This is a genomic window from Pseudomonas sp. RW10S2, from assembly GCF_014268985.1.
Taxonomy (GTDB): Bacteria; Pseudomonadota; Gammaproteobacteria; order Pseudomonadales; family Pseudomonadaceae; genus Aquipseudomonas; species Aquipseudomonas wayambapalatensis.
Genome location: NZ_JABWRO010000007.1, coordinates 27,511 through 47,164, shown reverse-complemented (window position 1 = coordinate 47,164; position 19,654 = coordinate 27,511). Strand labels below are relative to the sequence as shown.

Sequence of the window (19,654 nt, the reverse complement as noted above, 5' to 3'; positions counted from 1 at the left end):
ATCGACTGCGCCGCCTGGGCTTCAGTCGACAGCGGCCTGCGCGGCAATCTCCCGCTCATCCTGTGCCACCACCTGCTGGCACAGCTCGATGATCTGTTCGCGCATCCAGCGGTTGGCCGGGTCCTGATCAGTGCTTTCATGCCAGTACAAGTGCGTTTCCAGTGGCGGGACTTCTACCGGCAGCGTCAGGTAGCGCAACTGATGGCGGCGTGCGAAGCGCTCGGGTACGGTCATCACCATGTCGGTCTGCTGCAGCACCTGTGAGGCCATCAGGTAGTGTTGCGAGCGCAGCGCGATCTTGCGCTGCACGCCCATCTTGCCCAGCGCCAGATCGACGTAGCCCAGGCCGTTGCGACGGCTGGAAATATGGATATGGGTCATGCCCAGGTAGCTATCGAGCGTCAGCTTGGCCTCGCCCAGCGGGTGGCCCTGGCGCAGGGCGCAGACATAGCGATCCTGCATCAGCTTGACGTGGCGCACCTGGGGGTCGGTGTTCAGCGGAGCATCGACGGCGAAGTCCAGGCGGCCTGCGGCCAGCTCCTTGGTGGTCTCGCGGCGCTTGCACAGGAAGCTCTCGATCACCACACCCGGCGCCAGGCGGCGCAAGCGCTGGAACAGCAGAGGCAGGACCACCGCCTCGGTGAGGTCGGTCATGCTGATGCGGAAGGTCTTGCTGGCCTGCTGCGGATTGAAGATTCGGCTTTCCTGCACCGAAGTGCGCAGCAGGGCCAAGGCGTTACGCACCGGCCCGATGATGTTCTGCGCCATCGGTGTCGGCACCATGCCTTGGGCGGTGCGCACGAACAGTGGGTCGTTGAAGGTTTCGCGCAGGCGCGACAGGGCGTTAGAAACGGCAGGTTGAGTGATGCCGACGATCTGCCCGGCACGGGTCAGGTTTGCTTCGGTGTAGATGGCGTCGAAGACGATGAACAGGTTGAGATCGACCTTGCTGAGGTTCATAGGGGCGCCACGCGTTGTTGATGTTATTCGTCGATCATATATCGGTTATGAATGTTAATACACGCGGAAAATAGACTAGGTGGATTTACCTGGGCTGCTCTAGGCTCTGTGCATGTTCTTCATTCCGCAAAGGTAGCCCAGATGGATTTCGCCTATACGCCCAAGGTCCAGGCTCTGCGCGAGCGCGTCACCGCGTTCATGGACACCCATGTCTATCCCGCCGAAGCCGTGTTCGAGCGTCAGGTTGCCGAAGGTGATCGCTGGCAGCCCACTGCGATCATGGAAGAGCTCAAGGCCAAGGCCCGGGCCGAAGGGCTGTGGAACCTGTTCTTGCCCGAGTCCGAGTACGGCGCGGGGCTGACCAACCTGGAATACGCACCGTTGGCCGAGATCATGGGCCGTTCGCTGCTGGGGCCGGAGCCGTTCAACTGCTCGGCGCCGGATACCGGCAACATGGAGGTCCTGGTGCGTTATGGCAGCGAGGCGCAGAAACAGCAGTGGCTGGAACCACTGCTGCGCGGCGAAATCCGCTCGGCGTTTGCCATGACCGAACCTGACGTGGCCTCGTCCGATGCCACCAACATGGCTGCCACCGCCGTGCGTGATGGTGACGAGTGGGTGATCAACGGGCGCAAGTGGTGGACCTCCGGCGCCTGCGACCCGCGCTGCAAGGTGATGATCTTCATGGGGCTGTCGAACCCCGATGGCCCGCGCCACCAGCAGCACTCGATGGTGCTGGTGCCCACCGATGCTCCCGGGGTGAAGATCGTTCGCCCGCTGCCGGTGTTCGGTTACGACGACGCGCCCCATGGTCATGCCGAGGTGCTGTTCGACAACGTGCGCGTGCCTTACGACAACGTCATCCTCGGCGAAGGGCGTGGTTTCGAGATTGCCCAGGGGCGCCTGGGGCCAGGCCGTATCCACCATTGCATGCGGTCGATCGGCATGGCTGAACGTGCCCTGGAGCTGATGTGCAAGCGTGCGGTAAGCCGCACCGCGTTCGGTCGCCCGCTGGCCCGGCTGGGCGGCAATGTCGACAAGATCGCCGACTCGCGGATGGAAATCGATATGGCGCGCCTGCTGACCCTCAAGGCGGCGTACATGATGGACACCGCCGGCAACAAGGTGGCGCGTAGCGAGATTGCCCAGATCAAGGTGGTGGCGCCGAATGTCGCGCTCAAGGTGATCGACCGGGCGATCCAGATTCATGGTGGTGCGGGTGTTAGCGGCGACTTCCCGCTGGCCTACATGTATGCCATGCAGCGTACCTTGCGCCTGGCCGACGGGCCCGATGAAGTGCACCGGGCGGCGATCGGCAAGTACGAGATCGGCAAGTATGTGCCCAAGGAGATGCTGCGCAGCGGGCAGTAAGCCCGCTGGGCATGTACGTGCCGTCAAGGGCCGGTGTGGTTCGTGGCAGGGGCCGTGGATGATCCTGGCGCGGCGTCGCCAGGGGGCGCTTCGGCCTTGCTCGGGCTCTCTTGGGCCAAGGCAGGTTCTTGCCTTTCGCTGGCTCGGGTCTTGAACAGCGACAGCACCACGCCGCCCAGCAGCAACCCGAATGTCACGCCCAGCGACAGCAGCGCCGGCACCTTGCCCACCAACCCGTGGTAGAAGATCTTGCAACCGATGAAGATCAGCACCATCGCCAGGGCGTACTTGAGGTAGACGAAGCGGTGCATCAACGCTGACAGGGCGAAGTACAGCGAGCGCAGGCCAAGGATGGCGAAGATGTTCGAGGTGTAGACGATGAACGGATCCTGGGTGATGGCGAAGATCGCCGGCACGCTGTCGACGGCAAACACCAGGTCGGCCAGTTCGATCAGCACCAGGGCGAGAAACAGTGGAGTGGCGTAACGCAACGCCTTGCTCTGGCCGGGTGGCGTGAGACGGACGAAGAAGTGCTTGCCATGGATCTGGTCAGTGACCCGCATGTGCCTGCGCACGAAGCGCAGCACCGGGTTGTTGGCCAGATCCGGACGGCTGTCTTCCCTGGAAAGCGCCATCTTCACCCCGGTGAACAGCAGGAACGCACCGAACAGGTAGAGCACCCAGGCGAAGTTCTGTACCAGCGCAGCGCCCACGCCAATCATGATCGCACGCAGGACTACCACGCCGAGGATGCCCCAGAACAGCACGCGGTGCTGGTAACGGCGAGGGATGGCGAAGAAGCTGAAGATCATCGCCATGACGAACACGTTGTCCATCGACAGCGACTGCTCGACCAGGAAGCCCGTGTAGAACTCCAGTGCCGACTGGGCGCCGAGCTCGTACCACACCCATACCCCGAACAGCACGCCCACGCTGAAATAGCCTGAGTACAGCAGCAGGCTTTCACGCATTTCGATTTCACGTTCCTGGCGGTGCAGCACGCCCAGGTCGAGGACCAGCAGGGCGATGACGATGGTGACGAAGACCAGCCATAACCAAGTGCTGGTGCCGAGCAGGGGTGTTGTGAGGAATGTCTGCAGAGCTGTCATGAGCCCCTCCTTGATTGTCGACGTTGCATGGCAACAGTGATTCCGACATGGCGGCGCAAACCGTCAGAGGGGCCCGGCATCACATGGGTGTAAGCCTAGTCCATGGAGTGCCGGGGCCAAGGGGAGGGGTGTTACATTTCTTTGCCTGATTAGGGTTTCCCGAGCGCGTCGACGACTTTGCGCGCCACTTCGGACGGCATCCAGGCTTCCCAGACCTGCGGATGCTCGCGCAGAAATACCTTGGCCGCCTCCCGCGGGTCCTGGCGTTTCTCGCTCATGATGGCCAGGGCCTGATTGAGGGTGTCGATTGGCAAGTCGACTTTTTCGAACAGGGCCACCAGGTCCGGGTACTGCGTCTTGAAAGCCCGCGATACGCCAATCGACAGTTTGGCGGGCAGCGAACTGCTGCCGCGTGGGGCGGGGTTGGCCGGGTCGGTCAAGGTGGCCCAGGCCTGGGCATCGTAAGGCGGCTCTTCCAGGCGTACGAGGTCGAAGCGGCCCATCAGGGGCGTGGGGCTCCAGTAATAGAACAGCACGGGCTGGCCGCGCCGAATCGCCGAGCTGACCTCGGCATCGAGGGCGGCGCCGGAGCCGGTGCGAAAATTGGTGTATAGCCCCTCTAGTGCGTAAGCCTTGAGCTTCTGGGTGTTGACGATTTCCGACGTCCAGCCGCTGGGGCTGTTGAGGAAGCGGCCTTTGGTCGGCGCCTCGGGGTCTTTGAATACCTGCGGGTAGCGCTTGAGGTCGGCGACGCTCTTGAGTTCTGGCGCCAGCGGCTTCAGGTTGCGCGCCGGGTCGCCCTTGATCACGTATGCCGGCACATACCAGCCTTCCACGGCGTTCTTCACGGTATCGCCCAAGGCGAACACCAGGCCTTTTTTCTCGGCGTCGACCCAAGCGGGGCTGCGGCCGGCCCATTCTTCGGCGATCACTTGCAGGTCGTTTTTCGCCAGTGCCACTTCCATGCTGACGGTACTGCCGGGGAGGGTGTCAGTGGGGTATCCGTAACCCTTCTCGACGATCAGGCGCAGGATTTCGGTGGTCAGGGCGCCGCTTTCCCAGCCGATGGCGCCGAACTGGATAGGCTTGGCTGACTCGGCGCGTGCCGCGCTGTCGGTACTGGCCAGGCCCAGCGCGAGCAGCAGCCCGGCCAGCAGCGTGGGAATCTTTTTCATCATGACCTCTTCGTTTGTGGGCTTGCCAACTGGGCAGTGTAGACCAGGGCATGGTAGGGCCGGGCTCGCGATGCTGCTTCCCTCTGCAAGCAAACCCTGACCTGCCCAATCATCGTCCCACCGGCGGATGGTTGCTTGCCGGCCCCCACTTCTACTTTCTTGCCCCGAGGGCTTGTGATGACTGACCTGAAATTTGTCCATTACCGCAGCTACCGCTTCGATGGGCTACTGCTCGTTCGCTGTACCGGAAGTGATCTTGAGAACATCAAGCGCATCACCTACCAGTTGCACAGGAAAGACGGGAATAGCGTCAGCTTGCTGCAGACCGAGACGGCACCTTCACATGCCTCCAGTGGTGAGTTGACCGACTATGGCTGCCCCATTACGTTCAAGGTCGATGCGCCTTACGGTCGTTTCGCCATCACGCCTACCGTGACCTGGATTCAAAAGGCGGGTGGCGCTACGCGCACATTTGCGCCACTGGAGTTCGACATTCAGCCCGGGGAATCGACGCGTACCTTTCTTGGCTCGGGCCGCAGCAGGCGCGACACCACGTCTGATCCGGCGGCGCGCAAGATGCCGCAGTCGTTCGAGCTGGTCGACGACATGCTGCAGCAACACGACCCTATCAACTTCAAACCTGCGGTCGGCCCTTTGCTGGTGAAGTTTGCCGAGGGTGGTGCCGAGCGCTTCGCCGCAGACATGCAAGCGGATTCGAACTCCCTGCTGATGCGGCGCTGGCCGGGGCTGGAGCATCTTTTGCAATGGCGCCAGTACCTTGAGCCCGAGCAACGCGATATCGAAAGCTTGCAGGCATTGCGCGATTATTGGCAGATCGAACAGCCCGCCAGCATGAACAACGACACGTTCATCGTGCTCGGCAAACATGTGGCGCAACTGGACTATGTGGAGCATGTGCACCTGCCCCCCGTGGGCGAACAGTCGGCCGCAGGGCCATTGCTTCTCGCTGGTGCCTTGGCGACGGTGCTGACCGGGGTCGCCGTTCACTACGGTAACAAGGCATATGACGAGTCGCAGCCCACCCCCGATTTCGAAGCGCTTCAGCGCTACCTTGACGAGCCGGATGCGTTGATCAAGGGTCTTAACATCCGCAAGGCCTGGGAAAGGGAGGTCAAGGGGCGAGGGGCACGCGTGCATCTGGTCGATGGTGGCCTTTACCCAAATCATGAAGAGCTGCGCGGCAACAGCGCTATCAAGGTCATTGTCCTGGAGCCAAACGGTAGCCCTGATCACGGCAGCTCATCGGCAGGGGTGATAATCGCCTCTGCCAACGGTACCGGGGTTACAGGCATCAGCCATCAGTCGGAAGTGTTCTTCTACAACTCCGAGGCAGGAAGGCGCACGCTCGATCAACTGCTGATCCGGGTCATGCCCGGCGATGTGGTCACCATAGTCCGTCAGGTCCACGATGCTAAAAGGCCGGAGGCGTACCTGCCGACGTTGCACTCCGCGATGTGGTCGAGCGTAATCGAACGATTGGTTGACCGTGGGGCTGTGGTCGTATGTGCAGCGGGTAATGGGTTCAACCAGGACAACAGCGATATCGGGGCAGTGGCAGGGACTGGGGTGAACCTGTCGCGATGGCGTTACTTCGATGCCACGAAAGACATTGGTGCCATCGTGGTAGGGGCGTGTGAGTCATGGTCTGGCCATCCCCACAGAAAATCCAACTACAACTATCCCTATCGCATGCTCAACGCCTGGGGAGACTCGGTGGTGACACTTGGTTTGTCACCCACTGGGTTCTTGCAGGACAAGGACGGCAATGACAGGGACTACACCAACATCTATGGCGGCACCTCGTCTGCGACAGCGATGATAGGTGGCGCGCTGACGCTGATCCAGTCCTACGCCATGGAACAGCACCATCTCTACCTGAACGCCTACGAGATGCATATGTTGCTGATGCAGACAGGCTACACCGACGCGATGTTCCCCCATGAATCCCAGCCGCCGATGGGCGTTCGGCCAAACGTGTACGCCGCGTTGAGGCGGCTTGACAGGATTCTTGATGGCGGCCGGTTCTACTCGCCCCAAAAAAACGAAGGCTGAGCGCGCCTGCGGCGGCAATTGCGCCGCAGGCTTTCTGTTCAGACCCGGAACTGGTCCATAAGCCCCTGCTGCTGGTTGGCAAGGCTATTGAGCGACTGGCTGACCCGCGCCGATTCGTTGGCCTGACCTGACAGCGATTCGGTCACGTCGCGAATGGTGGCCACATTGCTATTGATCTCTTCGGCCACCGCGCTCTGTTCTTCGGCGGCCGAGGCGATCTGCAGGTTCATGTCGCTGATCACGGTGACCGCCTGGCCGATGCGCTGCAGCGCGGTAACCGCTTGGCCAACCTGCTGCACGCCGCCCTGGGCCTGGCGATGACTGCTGTCCATGGCGCCGACCACTTCGCGGGTGCCGGCCTGTAGCGACTCGATCACCTGGCGGGTCTCTTCCACCGACTCCTGGGTGCGCCGCGCGAGGTTGCGCACTTCGTCGGCGACCACCGCGAAGCCGCGCCCGGCTTCCCCGGCGCGCGCGGCCTCGATGGCCGCGTTGAGGGCCAACAGGTTGGTCTGCTCGGCGATGGAGCGAATCACCTCCAGCACCGAACCAATCTTCTCGCTGTTTTGCGCCAGCCCCTCGACCTGGGCCATGGCGCTGCTCATGTCGGCGGCCAGCGCATCGATGCTATCAGTGGTCCGATCGATCACGGCCAGGCCTTCGCGGGTGGCCTGGTCGGCATCGCGCGCGGCTTGCGCTGCCTGGGCCGCACTGCGGGCGACGTCCTGGGCGGTGGCGCTCATTTCGTGGGAGGCGGTCGCGACCTGGTCGACCTGGCGGTACTGCTGCTCCATGCCCGCACTGGTTTCGCTGGCGATGGCAGCAGACTGGTCGGCCGTGCCGCGTGCTGCCTGCACCGAGCGTTTCACCTCGGCGATGGTGGGTTGCAGTTTGTCGAGGAAGCGGTTGAACCAGCCGGCCAGCTCACCCAGTTCGTCGCGCTTGTCGTAGTTCAGGCGACGGGTCAGGTCACCTTCGCCGCTGGCGATATCCTTGAGCATCGCGGCCACACCGAGGATCGGCCGGGTTACCCCGCGCGCCATCAGCCACACCGCCAGCAGGCCGGCGATCGCCGCAGCCAGGCCCAGGCCCAGCTCGAGCAGGGTGCCGCTGGTGTTGAGCACGTCGAGTTCGCGCTTGAGCGCGTCGGCAGGGCCGGTCAGGGCGCTTTCCGGTACGTCGAGCAGTACGCCCCAGGGCTTGCCGCCGGGAATCGGTGCGAACGCGGCCAGTACCTTCAGGCGTTGCTGGTCGTGAAGCACCTGCAGCTTGCCAGCGGTCAGCTTGCGCACCAGCTCGGCGCCCTGGCGGGTATCGACCTGGTCGAAGCGCTCGGCCAGCTTGCCGGCGTCCGGGCTGTAGCCGGCCAGCAGGCCCGCGGGGCTGAGGATGCCGACCTTGGTGCGACCTTCGTACAGGCTGCGGCTGGCGTCTTCGCTCAGGGCCTGCAAGCTGTTCAGGTTGGTGTCGATGGACAGGGTGCCGATAACCTTGCCATCTACCATCAGCGGGAAGACGATGCTGGTCATCAGCACTTGCTGGCCAGCGATTTCATAGAAGTAGGGCTCGATCACGCAGACTTTGGCGGTGCTGCGCGGGCAGGCCCACCAGGTATTGGCCGCCTCGCCGCTGGGGCCGATCTGGGTGTTGGCCATGTCACGCTCGGGCAACGCCATGGCGGTCAACTGGCCTGCGCGCGGCTGCGACCAGTACAGGGCGAAGCGCCCGGTTTCGTTGCTGCCAAGCTCGGCGAGGTCGCTGAACAGCTTGTCCTTGCCATCCAGGGCGTTGGCTTCGAACACCAGCGAAAGGCCGAGCAGGTCGGGGTTGGCCTGCAGTGCGGCGTGCACCTGGGCGGTCATGTCCTGGCGCAGGTCGTGGGCGTCGATGAAGCGCTTTTCGGCCTGTTCGCGCAGGAACAGGACCTGACGGGCGAAGCCGGCACCGTACTGGTAGGCGTCCATGAACCGACGACGAATGCTCAGCGCCTGGACCTCGCCTTGAGATTCGATGCGGGCCTGGGCGGATTCGGTGAGCATCTGCGAGCTGCTGGCCTTGACCAGGTCCGAGCTGTGGTCCATGCGATACAACGAAAGGCCGACGAGCAATGTGACGATGCTGGCCAGGCACAATCCGGCGAGCAGGGTGATCTTCCATTGGATGGAAAGTTGACGCAACGGCATGGTGTACATCCCTTGTAATAGTAGAGCTGGGGCTGACGACTGTTTCGGCGGCGCATGGCTTTTCTTTATATGAACGTTCAATAAAGATAAAAGCGCTTTCACAACCGCCATTCCTCGGCAGTTTTGACATCCTCCCCCCAGTGCTTCAGAGTGTGCGCCCTCCATAACAACACCCCTGGTCCGGCCGCTGCCCAGCGCAGCTTGTCGCCGGAGCGCCCGCTTTTTGTCTGTCGTAATGAGGTATTGCACACCATGAATGCAGTGATCGCCGCGGTCGGTATCATGCTGGTACTGAGCCTGTCCCGCGTGCATGTGGTCATCGCCCTGATCGTTGGCGCCGTGACCGGTGGCCTGGTCGGTGGTCTGGGGATCGAAGGTACGCTCGCAGCCTTCAATGGCGGCCTGGGCGGCGGCGCGACGGTGGCGTTGTCGTACGCGTTGCTCGGTGCCTTCGCCGTGGCCATCGCCAAGTCCGGCCTGGCCCACGCCCTGGCTGACCGCGCGCTGGCGATGATCGACCGCCAGGGGCAGGTACAGAGCGGCACGCTCAAGTGGTTGTTGATTGGCCTGATGCTGGTGGTTGCGGTGTCGTCGCAGAACGTTCTGCCGATTCACATCGCCTTCATCCCGCTGTTGGTGCCACCACTCTTGTACGTGCTGACGCGCCTGCGCATCGACCGGCGCCTGATCGCCTGCGTGATCACCTTCGGCCTGATCACCCCGTACATCTTCCTGCCCGTGGGTTTTGGCAATATCTTCCTCAACCAGATCCTTCTGGCCAACGTCAGCCGTGCGGGCGTGGACATCAGCGGCGTCAACGTCACCCACGCCATGGCCATCCCAGCGGCGGGCATGCTCGTTGGCCTGCTGGTGGCGGTGTTCATCAGCTATCGGCGCAAGCGTGACTATGACCTGGCTCGCATCGAAGAGGTCGAGCAGGTCAGCGTGCAGTACAACCCGCTGACTTTGCTGGTGGCCGGTGCAGCCATCGCTGCGGCATTCATCATCCAGTTGTGGCTGGATTCAATGATCATCGGTGCGATGGTCGGTTTCCTGATCTTCTCGCTGTCGGGCATCGTGCGCTGGCGCGAGACCGACGATCTGTTCACCGAGGGCATGAAGATGATGGCCATGATCGGCTTCATCATGATCGCGGCCTCGGGCTTTGCCGAAGTGATGAAGGCCACCGGCGAGGTGAAGAGCCTGGTCGAGACCTCGGCGCAGTGGATCGACCACAGCAAGGGTATCGGTGCCTTGCTGATGCTGCTGGTGGGGCTGCTGGTGACCATGGGCATCGGCTCTTCCTTCTCAACCGTGCCGATTCTTGCCGCGATCTTCGTGCCGCTGTGTGTGCAGTTGGGCTTCGACCCGCTGGCCACGGTGTGCATCGTCGGCACAGCCGGTGCGTTGGGCGACGCTGGCTCGCCTGCCTCGGACTCGACCCTGGGGCCGACCTCGGGCCTGAACGTCGATGGTCAGCATCACCATATCTGGGACACGGTGGTGCCGACCTTCATCCACTACAACCTGCCGCTGCTGGCGTTCGGTTGGGTGGCGGCGATGGTGCTGTAGGCGATAGCAGCTCGATTGTGGCGGGTCGGGTGCGGTGGCATCATGCTCAAAGCGTGAATTCAATGCCCCGAGAATCCCTGCAATGAACACACCTCGTGCCGAGTCGCCGCTGCCCGAAGACCTGCGGGTGTTCCTTACCGTGATCCGCAAGTCAGGCTTCGCAGCGGCCGCGGACGAGCTGGGCTTGTCGCCAGCCTATGTCAGCAAGCGCATCCGCTTGCTGGAGTCCGCACTGGGCACGCGCCTGCTGCACCGCAACGCCCGCAGCATTGCCCTCACCGACGCCGGGGAGCGTGCCCAGCGCTGGGCCATCCGCATTCTCGGTGACATGGACGACTTCGTTGGCGAAATGAAGCAGGTGCGCCAGGAACCACGCGGCGTGCTGCACCTGTGCAGCAGCTTCGGCTTCGGCCGCAACCATGTCGCACCTGCCGTGGCGCAGTTGTCGGCGGCGTATCCGGCCCTGGAGATTCGCCTGGATGTGTTCGACCGGGTGGTGGATATCGTCGCCGAAGGCTTCGACCTTGAAATCCGTATCGGCGACGACCTGCCGGCGCAGCACATCGGGCGCAAGCTGGCGAGTAACCAGCGGGTGCTGTGCGCCACCCCCGAATACCTTGCCCAGCGGGGTACGCCGCTGACCCTCAAGGATCTCGACAATCACGACTGCCTGGTGCTCAAGGAACGCAACAATCCGTTCGGTGTGTGGCAGTTGCAGCATGCAGGGCGTGAAGAGAGGGTGCGGGTCAGCGGGCCGCTGTCGTCGAACAATGGCGAGATCGTGCTGCAGTGGGCCCTGGGCGGGCGGGGCATCCTGCTGCGTTCGTACTGGGACGTGCGGCCGTTGCTGGAGAGCGGTCGGCTGGTGCAGGTGCTGCACGACTACACCCAGAGCGCCAACGTCTGGGCAGTGTACCCGACGCGCTTGGCGGATTCGGCGAAACTGCGCGTGTGCGTGGAGTTTCTCGAGCGGCACTTCAGGGTGTTGATGGGCTGAGAAAAGGTTCTTATCAGCCTGGCAACGTTCCGTGCATAGGTCGCTGATGATTAAGAGAGCGGCGAGCATTGCCGAAGAGTCGGCTCGGCTCGCACGCGCATTTGCTTACACCTTGAACGTGTTCTTCACCCCTTCATGTACAAGGCAACTGGGTCCGCCGGCGAGTCTCAGGTACACCTGCACTTTCTGTGAGGGGGAAAGGGTTGCAGTGCCATCTTGAAATACTGAATACGTGGCGATCATCTCACCAACGAAGATTTCGCTTAGCAGGTTCAACGGAACAAAAATGATGTCTGATTGTGTTGGGTTGGTGACCAACACCGAAAACTCGTACGACCCTACTTCCACTCCTTGCTCATCCTTTCCGATGATCGACACGTGCACTACAGCACCTGCTCGCATCCCAGCGACGACAGGCCTGATCAACCTCACGCCGATCCTGGCTGATTCACAGGTGACAATTCCATTGTATAAAGGCTCGAAGGTAGGCGGCTGGAGTTCGATGGGCAGCGCGGCGTTCGATGTCGTTTTCATGAAGTTGACTCCCAGGGGTTAATTGAGCGGTTCCAGCAACCGAAAGTTTTTGGCGTTGGCACACTCGAAACATAACCCATCGGATTTCATTGCGAACCTGACAAAAATATCAGGTATCTCATGCGTCGCCCGCTTGCCTGAATACCGCTGCGGCGCGCGTGATCGCGATACAAGGCCGTTCATGAAAGTTCAAGCCACCCACGGATGGGCCTGCAGATACCGTGCTTCGAAGGCGCGGATCTGCTCGGTGCGCTGCAGCGTGCTGCCAATGGCATCGAGCCCCAGCAGCAGCGCCTGCTTGCGCAATTGGTCGATCTCGAAGGCAATGCAGCGACCGTCGTGCAGCACAATCTGCTGCTGCTCCAGATCGATGCTCAGTTCGGCGCTGTCGGGTGTGCTGACCCACTGGCCAATATCCTTGACTTCAGCTTCGGCGAGCTGGATCAGCAGCACGCCGTTGCGCTGGCAGTTGTCGAAGAAGATCCCGGCAAAGCTGCTGCCGATCAGTGCGCGGATGCCCAGTTGCTTGAGGCCCCATACCGCATGTTCGCGGCTCGAGCCGCAGCCGAAGTTGGGGCCGACCACCAGAAAGCGCGCCTGCTGCCACGGTGCCTGGTTGAGCACGAACTCCGGGGTCGGCGCGCCGCTTGCGGCAAAACGCAGGTCGAAGAACACCCCGCGGTCCAGGCCATTGCGATCGATGCCCTTGAGAAACTGCTTGGGCATGATCACGTCGGTGTCGACGTTGGCGGCCAGGAACGGGGCGGCGATGCCGGTCTCGGTGAGGAAGGGTTGCATGGCTCAGGCCTCCAGGGAGAAAGTGCGGACATCGACCAGGTGGCCGCTGACGGCTGCGGCGGCGACCATCGCGGGGCTCATCAGGTGCGTGCGTGCGCCGGCGCCCTGGCGGCCCTCGAAGTTGCGGTTGGTGCTCGAGGCGCAGCGGTCGCCGGGGCTGAGCACGTCGTCATTCATCGCCAGGCACATGGAGCAGCCCGACTGGCGCCATTCGAAACCGGCATCGAGAAACAACTGCGCCAGGCCTTCACGTTCGGCCTGTTCGCGCACCTGGGTGGAGCCGGGCACGATCATTGCGCGTACGCCTGCCGCCACCTGGCGTCCGCGCACCACACGGGCGGCATCGCGCAGGTCTTCGATGCGGGCGTTGGTGCACGAACCGATGAAGGCATGGCTGATGGGGATCTGGTCGAGCTGCATGCCGGGTGTCAGGTCCATGTAGCGCAAGGCGCGTTGCAGGTCCTGGCGGCGGATCAGGTCGGGTTCTTGCAGCGGGTCGGGTATCTGCTGGTCGATCGGGGCGGCCTGGTCGGGGCTGGTGCCCCAGGTGACCATCGGCGCCAGCTCGCCGACATCAAGGGCAACTTCCAGATCGAACTGCGCGCCCGGGTCGCTGAACAGTGTGTCGCGCCAGGTCTGCACCGCCTGCTCCCAAAGCTCGCCCTTGGGCGCGCGGGGCTTGTCGGCAAGGTAGTCGTAGACTTTCTGGTCAGGCGCCATGAAGGCACCCCGGGCACCGGCTTCCACGGCCATGTTGCAGATGGTCATGCGCGCCTCGACGCTCAGGGCACTGATGGTCGGGCCGGTGAACTCGATGGCATAGCCGGTGGCACCGGAGGCACCGATGCGGCGGATCAGTTGCATGATGATGTCTTTGGAGACCAGGCCTGCGCCCAGCTCGCCGGTCACCGTGACACGCAGGGTCTTCAGGCGTTTGTAGACCAGGGTCTGGGTGGCCAGCAGGTGCTCGATCTCCGAGGTGCCGATGCCGAAACCCAAGGCGCCCAGCGCGCCGTAGGTGGTGGTGTGGCTGTCGCCAGCGGCGACCACCATGCCGGGCAGGATGAAACCTTGCTCGGGCGCTACCACGTGCTCGATCCCTTGGCGCTTGTCCAGCACATCGAACAGTTCGATGCCGAAGTCGCGGCAGTTCTGCTCGAAGTAGGAAACCTGCAGTGCGCCACCGGCGTCAGGCATGGTCGCGATGCGCACAGGGGCGGTGGGGTTGACGTGGTCGACCACAGCCAGCGTACAGGCCGGGCGCCAGACTTGCCGCCCGGCTTCGCGCAGGCCGCTGAATGCCTGGGGGCTGGTGTATTCGTTGGCGACCTGGCGGTCGATGTACAGCAGCACATGGCCCTGGTCGTCCAGGGTGCAGACGGTGTGGGCATCGAGGTGCTTGTCGTAGAGGGTTCTGGGGCGATGCATGGCTGTCACTCGCGATCGAATGGTCATAGGCGTAGGCGTCACGGTAAGCGCCCGGGTCCAGCTTATTCCGTTCAGATCGTGGAACAACGTGGTCATCGTAATGCTGTGATGCACGAATCGTGCGGCATGTCGGGCGAGCGTCCTGGCTGGTATGCTCTGCAGCGAATCCACCTCAAGAGACCACCATGGCAAGGCCGCGAAAACAGGACAGCAGCGACAGCGACGTCAAGGCACAGATCATCGACGCCGCATTGCGAGTGATCCAGCGCGACGGTTCGGTGTGCGCCACCTACCGGCGCATCGCCAGCGAGGCCGGGGTTTCGCCAGGGACCATGACCTACCACTTCAGCACGATTCAGGAGATCGTCGCGGCGGCCTTCGTCAAGATGACCAACCGCATCGCCGATCAGTACTTCACTCGCCTGGGCGACGCGCGTGATGCCGAGCATGCCCGCGAACTGCTGGCCGACCTGATCTGTGGCGAGCTGTGGAAAGCTTCCGGGCAGATGCTGCTGATCTTCGAACTCTATGCCTTCGTCTCGCGCCACCCCGACTACACCTACATCATGGATGACTGGTTGGCTCGCTCGCGGGCGGCGTTGCAGGCGCATTTCGACGAGAAGACCGCGCGGGCACTGGATGCGCTGATCGAAGGCTTCACCATTCACAATGCGCTGAGCCGCACCGTGGTGAGCCGGGACGACATCCTGGCGTTGATCCGCGCCTTGTCATGAGCCTGACACGGGTGCGCGCGGCCAAGGCTGCAAAAAAAGCCCCGCGGACCAAGGTCGGCGGGGCAAAGGGTTGGGGGAGGACCAACCAAAGGAGAGGTTGAAACAGGTCGGGCGGGTTTACTTCACGCTGGCCACGGTCTCAGGCTGCCAGCCACCGCCCAACGCTTTGTAGATCGAGACGATGCCGCGATACAGCTCGACTTCGCCCTGGGCCTGGGCATCCTCGGCCGCAAGCTTTTCACGCTCGGCATCGAGCAACACCAGATAATCCACCGTGCCTTCGCGGTAGCGCACCGACGCGAGGTCAGCGGCCTTGCGGCTGGCATCGCTCTGGCGGATCAGCGACAGCAGCCGTTGCTGGCGCTTGCCGTAGTCGCTGAAGGCGTTGGACGATTCTTCCAGTGCCAGTAATACCTGTTGCTCGTAGGTTGCCAGCGCGCCTTCGGCGTCGGCCTTGGCGCCGCGCAGACGGGCACGCACGCTGCCCAGGTCGAAGGCTGCCCAGCTGATGCTCGGGCCCAGTGCCCAGGCATTGGCCGCGGAGGAACCGATCTGCGAGCCGCGTCCGGCGGTAAAGCCAAGGAAGCCGCTCAGGCTGACCCGTGGGAACAGGTCGGCCGTGGCCACGCCCACATTGGCGGTCGCGGCGGCGAGCTGGCGCTCGGCGCTGCGGATGTCCGGGCGGCGGCGCAGCAGCTCGCCTGGATCGCCGACGGGCAGGGCCTTGGCGATGGCCGGCAGTTGCTTGGGCGACAGGTCCACGCTCAGCGCGTCCGGGCGCTCACCCAGCAGGGTGGCGATACGGTTGCGCGCCCGCACCTGTTCGGCCTGCAGTTGCGGCACGGTGGCCTCGACCGCCGCCAGGCGGGCATCGGCACGCACCACATCCAGCTCGTTGCCGACCCCGGTGTCGCGCAGGGTCACGGTGATGCTGCGCGAGTCTTCCTGGGTCTTGAGGTTGGCCAGGGCGATCTTTTCGCGCAACTGGGCGCCACGCAGCTGGCCGTAGGCGTCCACCAGCTCGGCGATCAGGCTGACCTGCAACTGTTGCAGGTCGGCTTCGGCGGCGTCTTCCTGAGCCTTGCTGGCCTCGATCTGACGCTGGATACGGCCGAACAGGTCGACCTCCCAGGCCATGTCCAGGCCCAGGTCGTAGCGCTCGCTGTTGACGCGGCGCTCGGTCTGGCCTGGTATCTGGCCCTTGCCGATGTCGCTGCTGGCGCGGCTGGTGACCACCGGCAGGTCGTCGTTGGAGACGTCCTCGCGGATCGAGCGTGCGGCCTTGAGGCGGGCGAAGGCCACGCGCAGGTCACGGTTGCCCTGCAGCGATGCCTGCACCAGCTGGTTCAGGGTCGGGTCGTCGAACTGCTTCCACCAGCTGCTTTCGAAGCGGCTGCGGTCCAGGGCCTTGGCCGGTGTTTCAGTATCGAAACGCGCAGGCTGGGTATCTGGGGTCTTGTAGTCCGGGCCCACCGCGCAGGCCGCCAGGGCCAGCGCCAGAAGGCTAGGAGTCAGGGGTTTGAGCAGGTTCATGCATGATTCTCCAGCGCTTGCACACGCTCGGCCTTGCGGGCCTGGCGACGTTCGACGTGACGGCGGATCAGGTTGAAGAACACCGGCGTCAGGAACAGGCCGAACACGGTCACCCCGATCATCCCCGAGAACACCGCCACGCCCATGGCATGACGCATCTCGGCACCGGCACCGGAGGAGAACACCAGCGGCACCACACCCATGATGAAGGCGATCGAGGTCATCAGGATCGGACGCAGACGCAGGCGGCAGGCTTCCAGCACGGCGGCCAGTGGATCCAGGCCCTCGGCCTGCTTGTCCTTGGCGAACTCGACGATGAGGATCGCGTTCTTGCACGCCAGGCCCACCAGTACGATCAGGCCGATCTGGGTGAAGATGTTGTTGTCACCCCCGGAGATGATCACGCCGGTGATGGCCGACAGCAGGGTCATCGGTACGATCAGGATCACCGCCAGTGGCAGACTCCAGCTTTCGTACTGGGCAGCCAGCACCAGGAAGGCCAGCAGTACGCAGAGCGGGAACACGAACAGCGCGGTGTTGCCCGAGAGGATCTGCTGATAGGTCAGGTCGGTCCACTCGTAGGTCATGCCGTTGGGCAGCTCTTCCTTGAGCAGCTTCTCGATCGCCGCCTCGGCCTGGCCAGAGCTGTAGCCTGGGGCAGCGGCACCGTTGATTTCGGCAGTGATGAAGCCGTTGTAGTGCATCACGCGGTCGGGACCGGAGGTGTCGCTGACCTTGAGGAAGGTCGCCAGCGGGATCATCTCGCCCAGGTTGTTGCGCACCTTCAACTGGCCAATCTGCTCGGCGTCGAGACGGAACTGCTGTTCAGCCTGGACGTTGACCTGGTAGGTCCGGCCAAAGCGGTTGAAGTCGTTGGTGTACAGCGAGCCCAGGTAGACCTGCAGGGTGTCGAAGATATCGGTGATCGCCACGCCATGGGTCTTGGCCTTTTCCCGGTCGATGGCAGCATCGACCTGCGGCACGTTGACCTGGTAGCTGGTGAACAAACCGGCGAGCTCAGGCACGCTGCGGCTCTTGGCGATGACGTTCTGGGTTTCCTTGTACAGCGCCTCGTAGCCCAGGTTGCCGCGGTCCTCGATCTGCAGGCGGAAACCGCCGATGGTGCCCAGCCCCTGTACCGGTGGCGGCGGGAAGATCGCGATGTAGGCGTCCTGGATATCGGCGAACTGCGCGTTCAGCGCTGCCGCGATGGCCTGTGCCGACTGGCTCGGGTCCTTGCGCTCGTCGAACGGCTTGAGCGGGGTGAACACGATGCCGCTGTTGGGGCTGTTGGTGAAGCCGTTGATCGACAGGCCCGGGAAGGCCACCGAGTCGGCAACGCCCGGTTGCTTGAGGGCGATTTCGCTCATGCGCTTGATCACTGCCTCCGTGCGGTCGAGGCTGGCGGCGTCAGGTAACTGGGCGAAGGCCACCAGGTACTGCTTGTCCTGCGCCGGAACGAAGCCGGTCGGTGTGGACGAGAAGCCCAGGTAGGTCAGGCCCATCAGGCCGGCGTAGACGAACAGGGCGATGCCGCTGGAGCGGATGACCCGGCGCACGCCGCCGACGTAGCTGTGGCTGGCACGGTCGAAGAAGCGGTTGAACGGCTTGAACAGCCAGCTACCCAGCAGTTTTTCCAGGAACCGCGAGAAGCGGTCCTTGGGCGCATGGTGGTCCTTGAGCAGTACCGCAGCCAGGGCCGGCGACAGGGTCAGCGAGTTGAACGCCGAGATCACGGTCGAGATGGCGATGGTCAGGGCGAACTGCTTGTAGAACTGTCCGGTAAGGCCGGAAATGAACGCCGCCGGTACGAACACCGCGCACAGTACCAAGGCGGTGGCGATGATCGGGCCGGTCACCTCGCTCATGGCTTTTTGCGTGGCCTCCATCGGCTGCAGGCCCAGGCCGATGTTGCGCTCGACGTTCTCCACCACGACGATGGCATCGTCCACCACGATACCGATCGCCAGTACCAGCCCGAACAGCGACAGCGCGTTGAGCGAGAAGCCGAACAGGTGCATCACCGCGAAGGTGCCGATCAGCGAGACCGGTACGGCCATCAGCGGGATGATCGAGGCGCGCCAGGTCTGCAGGAACAGGATCACCACCAGCACGACCAGCACCAGGGCTTCGAACAGGGTGTGCACCACCGCTTCGATCGAGCCGCGCACGAACACGGTCGGGTCATAGACGATGCTGTAGTCCATCCCTTCCGGGAAGTCTTTCTTCAGCTCGGCCATCTTCGCCCGCACTTCGTCGGAGATCTCGATGGCGTTGGAGCCTGGGCGCTGGAAGATCGGGATCGCCACCGCCGGCTGGTTGTTCAGCAGCGAGCGCAGGGCGTACTGGCTGGAGCCCAGTTCGACCCGGGCGATGTCTTTCAGGCGCGTGATTTCGCCATCGGCACCGGCGCGGATGATGATGTTCTCGAACTCTTCCTCGCTGACCAGACGGCCCTGGGTGTTGATCGACAACTGGAAGCTGGTCGAGCCGGGGGCGGGCGGAGCGCCCAATTGGCCGGCGGCGACCTGGCGGTTCTGTTCGCGGATCGCCGCGACCACGTCACTGGCCGTCAGGTTGCGCGAGGCGGTCTTGTTCGGGTCCAGCCATACACGCAGGGAGTAGTCGCCCATGCCGAACAGCTGCACGTCACCGACACCGCCCAGGCGCGCCAGCTCATCCTTGATGTTGAGGATGGCGTAGTTGGACAGGTAGAGCATGTCGTAGCGCTGGTCCGGCGAGGTCAGGTGCACGACCATGGTCAGGTCGGGCGATGCCTTGTCGACGGTAATACCGATGCGCGTCACTTCCTCGGGCAGCTTGGGCTGCGTCCGGGTCACGCGGTTCTGTACCTGCACCTGCGCGTTGTCCAGGTCGGTGCCCAGGGCGAAGGTGATGGTCAGGGTCAGCTTGCCATCGGCGGTGGACTGCGAGGACATGTACAGCATGTTCTCGACACCGGTAATGGCTTGTTCAAGCGGTGCGGCGACGGTTTCGCCGATCACCTTGGGGTTGGCGCCTGGGAAGTTGGCGCGCACGACCACGGTCGGTGGCACTACTTCCGGGTATTCGCTGATCGGCAACTGGAACAGCGAGATGCCACCGGCGATCAGCAACACGAGCGACAGCACGGCGGCGAAGATCGGGCGGGTGATGAAGAATTTCGAGAAGTTCATCGATGTTGTCC

14 protein-coding genes are annotated in these 19,654 nt (G+C 63.3%); 5 read left to right on the top strand and 9 right to left on the bottom strand.

Annotated elements, in window-relative coordinates; translation table 11 throughout:
* Nucleotides 1–21 precede the first annotated feature (21 nt).
* Nucleotides 22–960 (bottom strand): LysR family transcriptional regulator, encoded by a 939-nt coding sequence (locus HU729_RS03120; RefSeq protein ID WP_186708326.1) that lies wholly within the window; start codon nt 958–960, stop codon nt 22–24.
* Nucleotides 961–1,101: 141 nt separating this feature from the next.
* Between HU729_RS03120 and HU729_RS03115 the strand changes: the two genes are divergently transcribed.
* Nucleotides 1,102–2,331, top strand: coding sequence for an acyl-CoA dehydrogenase (locus HU729_RS03115; RefSeq protein ID WP_186664430.1), 1,230 nt, complete (start codon nt 1,102–1,104; stop codon nt 2,329–2,331).
* A 23-nt stretch (nt 2,332–2,354) separates the two neighbouring features.
* Here HU729_RS03115 and HU729_RS03110 read toward each other — a convergent pair whose 3' ends face one another.
* Nucleotides 2,355–3,440 (bottom strand): TerC family protein, encoded by a 1,086-nt coding sequence (locus tag HU729_RS03110; RefSeq protein ID WP_186664432.1) that lies wholly within the window; start codon nt 3,438–3,440, stop codon nt 2,355–2,357.
* Nucleotides 3,441–3,589: 149 nt separating this feature from the next.
* The gene (locus HU729_RS03105; protein ID WP_186665417.1) at nt 3,590–4,615 is read right to left on the bottom strand and encodes an ABC transporter substrate-binding protein; all 1,026 of its coding nucleotides are present in this window, start codon (nt 4,613–4,615) and stop codon (nt 3,590–3,592) included.
* Nucleotides 4,616–4,792: 177 nt separating this feature from the next.
* Between HU729_RS03105 and HU729_RS03100 the strand changes: the two genes are divergently transcribed.
* Complete coding sequence (locus HU729_RS03100; RefSeq protein WP_186708324.1) at nt 4,793–6,688, top strand: S8 family serine peptidase; 1,896 nt, start codon at nt 4,793–4,795, stop codon at nt 6,686–6,688.
* Between the two features lie 38 nt (nt 6,689–6,726).
* Here the strand turns inward: HU729_RS03100 and HU729_RS03095 are convergent, their stop codons facing one another.
* Complete coding sequence (locus HU729_RS03095; RefSeq protein WP_186708322.1) at nt 6,727–8,871, bottom strand: methyl-accepting chemotaxis protein; 2,145 nt, start codon at nt 8,869–8,871, stop codon at nt 6,727–6,729.
* 252 nt (nt 8,872–9,123) lie between these two features.
* Here HU729_RS03095 and HU729_RS03090 point away from each other — a divergent pair, with 252 nt between their 5' ends.
* On the top strand, nt 9,124–10,443 hold the full coding sequence (locus HU729_RS03090) for a Na+/H+ antiporter NhaC family protein (protein WP_186708320.1): 1,320 nt from the start codon (nt 9,124–9,126) through the stop codon (nt 10,441–10,443).
* Nucleotides 10,444–10,525: 82 nt separating this feature from the next.
* Nucleotides 10,526–11,440: a LysR substrate-binding domain-containing protein gene (locus HU729_RS03085; protein ID WP_186708318.1), complete on the top strand. Its 915-nt coding sequence runs from the start codon at nt 10,526–10,528 to the stop codon at nt 11,438–11,440.
* Nucleotides 11,441–11,545: 105 nt separating this feature from the next.
* Here HU729_RS03085 and HU729_RS03080 read toward each other — a convergent pair whose 3' ends face one another.
* From HU729_RS03080 to leuC, 3 genes are all read right to left on the bottom strand, one after another.
* A complete protein-coding gene (locus HU729_RS03080; protein ID WP_186664442.1) occupies nt 11,546–11,974 on the bottom strand; it encodes a hypothetical protein in 429 nt (142 codons plus the stop codon).
* A gap of 189 nt (nt 11,975–12,163) precedes the next feature.
* Nucleotides 12,164–12,772, bottom strand: coding sequence for a 3-isopropylmalate dehydratase small subunit (leuD, locus tag HU729_RS03075; RefSeq protein WP_186708316.1), 609 nt, complete (start codon nt 12,770–12,772; stop codon nt 12,164–12,166).
* Between the two features lie 3 nt (nt 12,773–12,775).
* The gene (leuC, locus tag HU729_RS03070) at nt 12,776–14,200 is read right to left on the bottom strand and encodes a 3-isopropylmalate dehydratase large subunit (RefSeq protein WP_186708314.1); all 1,425 of its coding nucleotides are present in this window, start codon (nt 14,198–14,200) and stop codon (nt 12,776–12,778) included.
* Nucleotides 14,201–14,385: 185 nt separating this feature from the next.
* Between leuC and HU729_RS03065 the strand changes: the two genes are divergently transcribed.
* Nucleotides 14,386–14,934, top strand: coding sequence for a TetR family transcriptional regulator (locus HU729_RS03065; RefSeq protein ID WP_186708312.1), 549 nt, complete (start codon nt 14,386–14,388; stop codon nt 14,932–14,934).
* 117 nt (nt 14,935–15,051) lie between these two features.
* Here HU729_RS03065 and HU729_RS03060 read toward each other — a convergent pair whose 3' ends face one another.
* The gene (locus HU729_RS03060; RefSeq protein ID WP_186708310.1) at nt 15,052–16,467 is read right to left on the bottom strand and encodes a TolC family protein; all 1,416 of its coding nucleotides are present in this window, start codon (nt 16,465–16,467) and stop codon (nt 15,052–15,054) included.
* A complete protein-coding gene (locus tag HU729_RS03055; RefSeq protein WP_186664451.1) occupies nt 16,464–19,643 on the bottom strand; it encodes an efflux RND transporter permease subunit in 3,180 nt (1,059 codons plus the stop codon). Before HU729_RS03055 ends, HU729_RS03060 begins: the two co-directional genes overlap by 4 nt.
* Nucleotides 19,644–19,654 lie beyond the last annotated feature (11 nt).

Coding starts and splice junctions, on each gene's coding strand:
- HU729_RS03110 (WP_186664432.1), bottom strand. CDS start 3,440: ATGACAGCTCTGCAGACATTCCTCACAACACCCCTGCTCGGCACCAGC.
- HU729_RS03095 (WP_186708322.1), bottom strand. CDS start 8,871: ATGCCGTTGCGTCAACTTTCCATCCAATGGAAGATCACCCTGCTCGCC.
- HU729_RS03090 (WP_186708320.1), top strand. CDS start 9,124: ATGAATGCAGTGATCGCCGCGGTCGGTATCATGCTGGTACTGAGCCTG.
- HU729_RS03060 (WP_186708310.1), bottom strand. CDS start 16,467: ATGAACCTGCTCAAACCCCTGACTCCTAGCCTTCTGGCGCTGGCCCTG.
- HU729_RS03120 (WP_186708326.1), bottom strand. CDS start 960: ATGAACCTCAGCAAGGTCGATCTCAACCTGTTCATCGTCTTCGACGCC.
- HU729_RS03100 (WP_186708324.1), top strand. CDS start 4,793: ATGACTGACCTGAAATTTGTCCATTACCGCAGCTACCGCTTCGATGGG.
- HU729_RS03115 (WP_186664430.1), top strand. CDS start 1,102: ATGGATTTCGCCTATACGCCCAAGGTCCAGGCTCTGCGCGAGCGCGTC.
- leuD (WP_186708316.1), bottom strand. CDS start 12,772: ATGCAACCCTTCCTCACCGAGACCGGCATCGCCGCCCCGTTCCTGGCC.
- HU729_RS03080 (WP_186664442.1), bottom strand. CDS start 11,974: ATGAAAACGACATCGAACGCCGCGCTGCCCATCGAACTCCAGCCGCCT.
- HU729_RS03055 (WP_186664451.1), bottom strand. CDS start 19,643: ATGAACTTCTCGAAATTCTTCATCACCCGCCCGATCTTCGCCGCCGTG.
- HU729_RS03065 (WP_186708312.1), top strand. CDS start 14,386: ATGGCAAGGCCGCGAAAACAGGACAGCAGCGACAGCGACGTCAAGGCA.
- HU729_RS03105 (WP_186665417.1), bottom strand. CDS start 4,615: ATGAAAAAGATTCCCACGCTGCTGGCCGGGCTGCTGCTCGCGCTGGGC.
- leuC (WP_186708314.1), bottom strand. CDS start 14,200: ATGCATCGCCCCAGAACCCTCTACGACAAGCACCTCGATGCCCACACC.
- HU729_RS03085 (WP_186708318.1), top strand. CDS start 10,526: ATGAACACACCTCGTGCCGAGTCGCCGCTGCCCGAAGACCTGCGGGTG.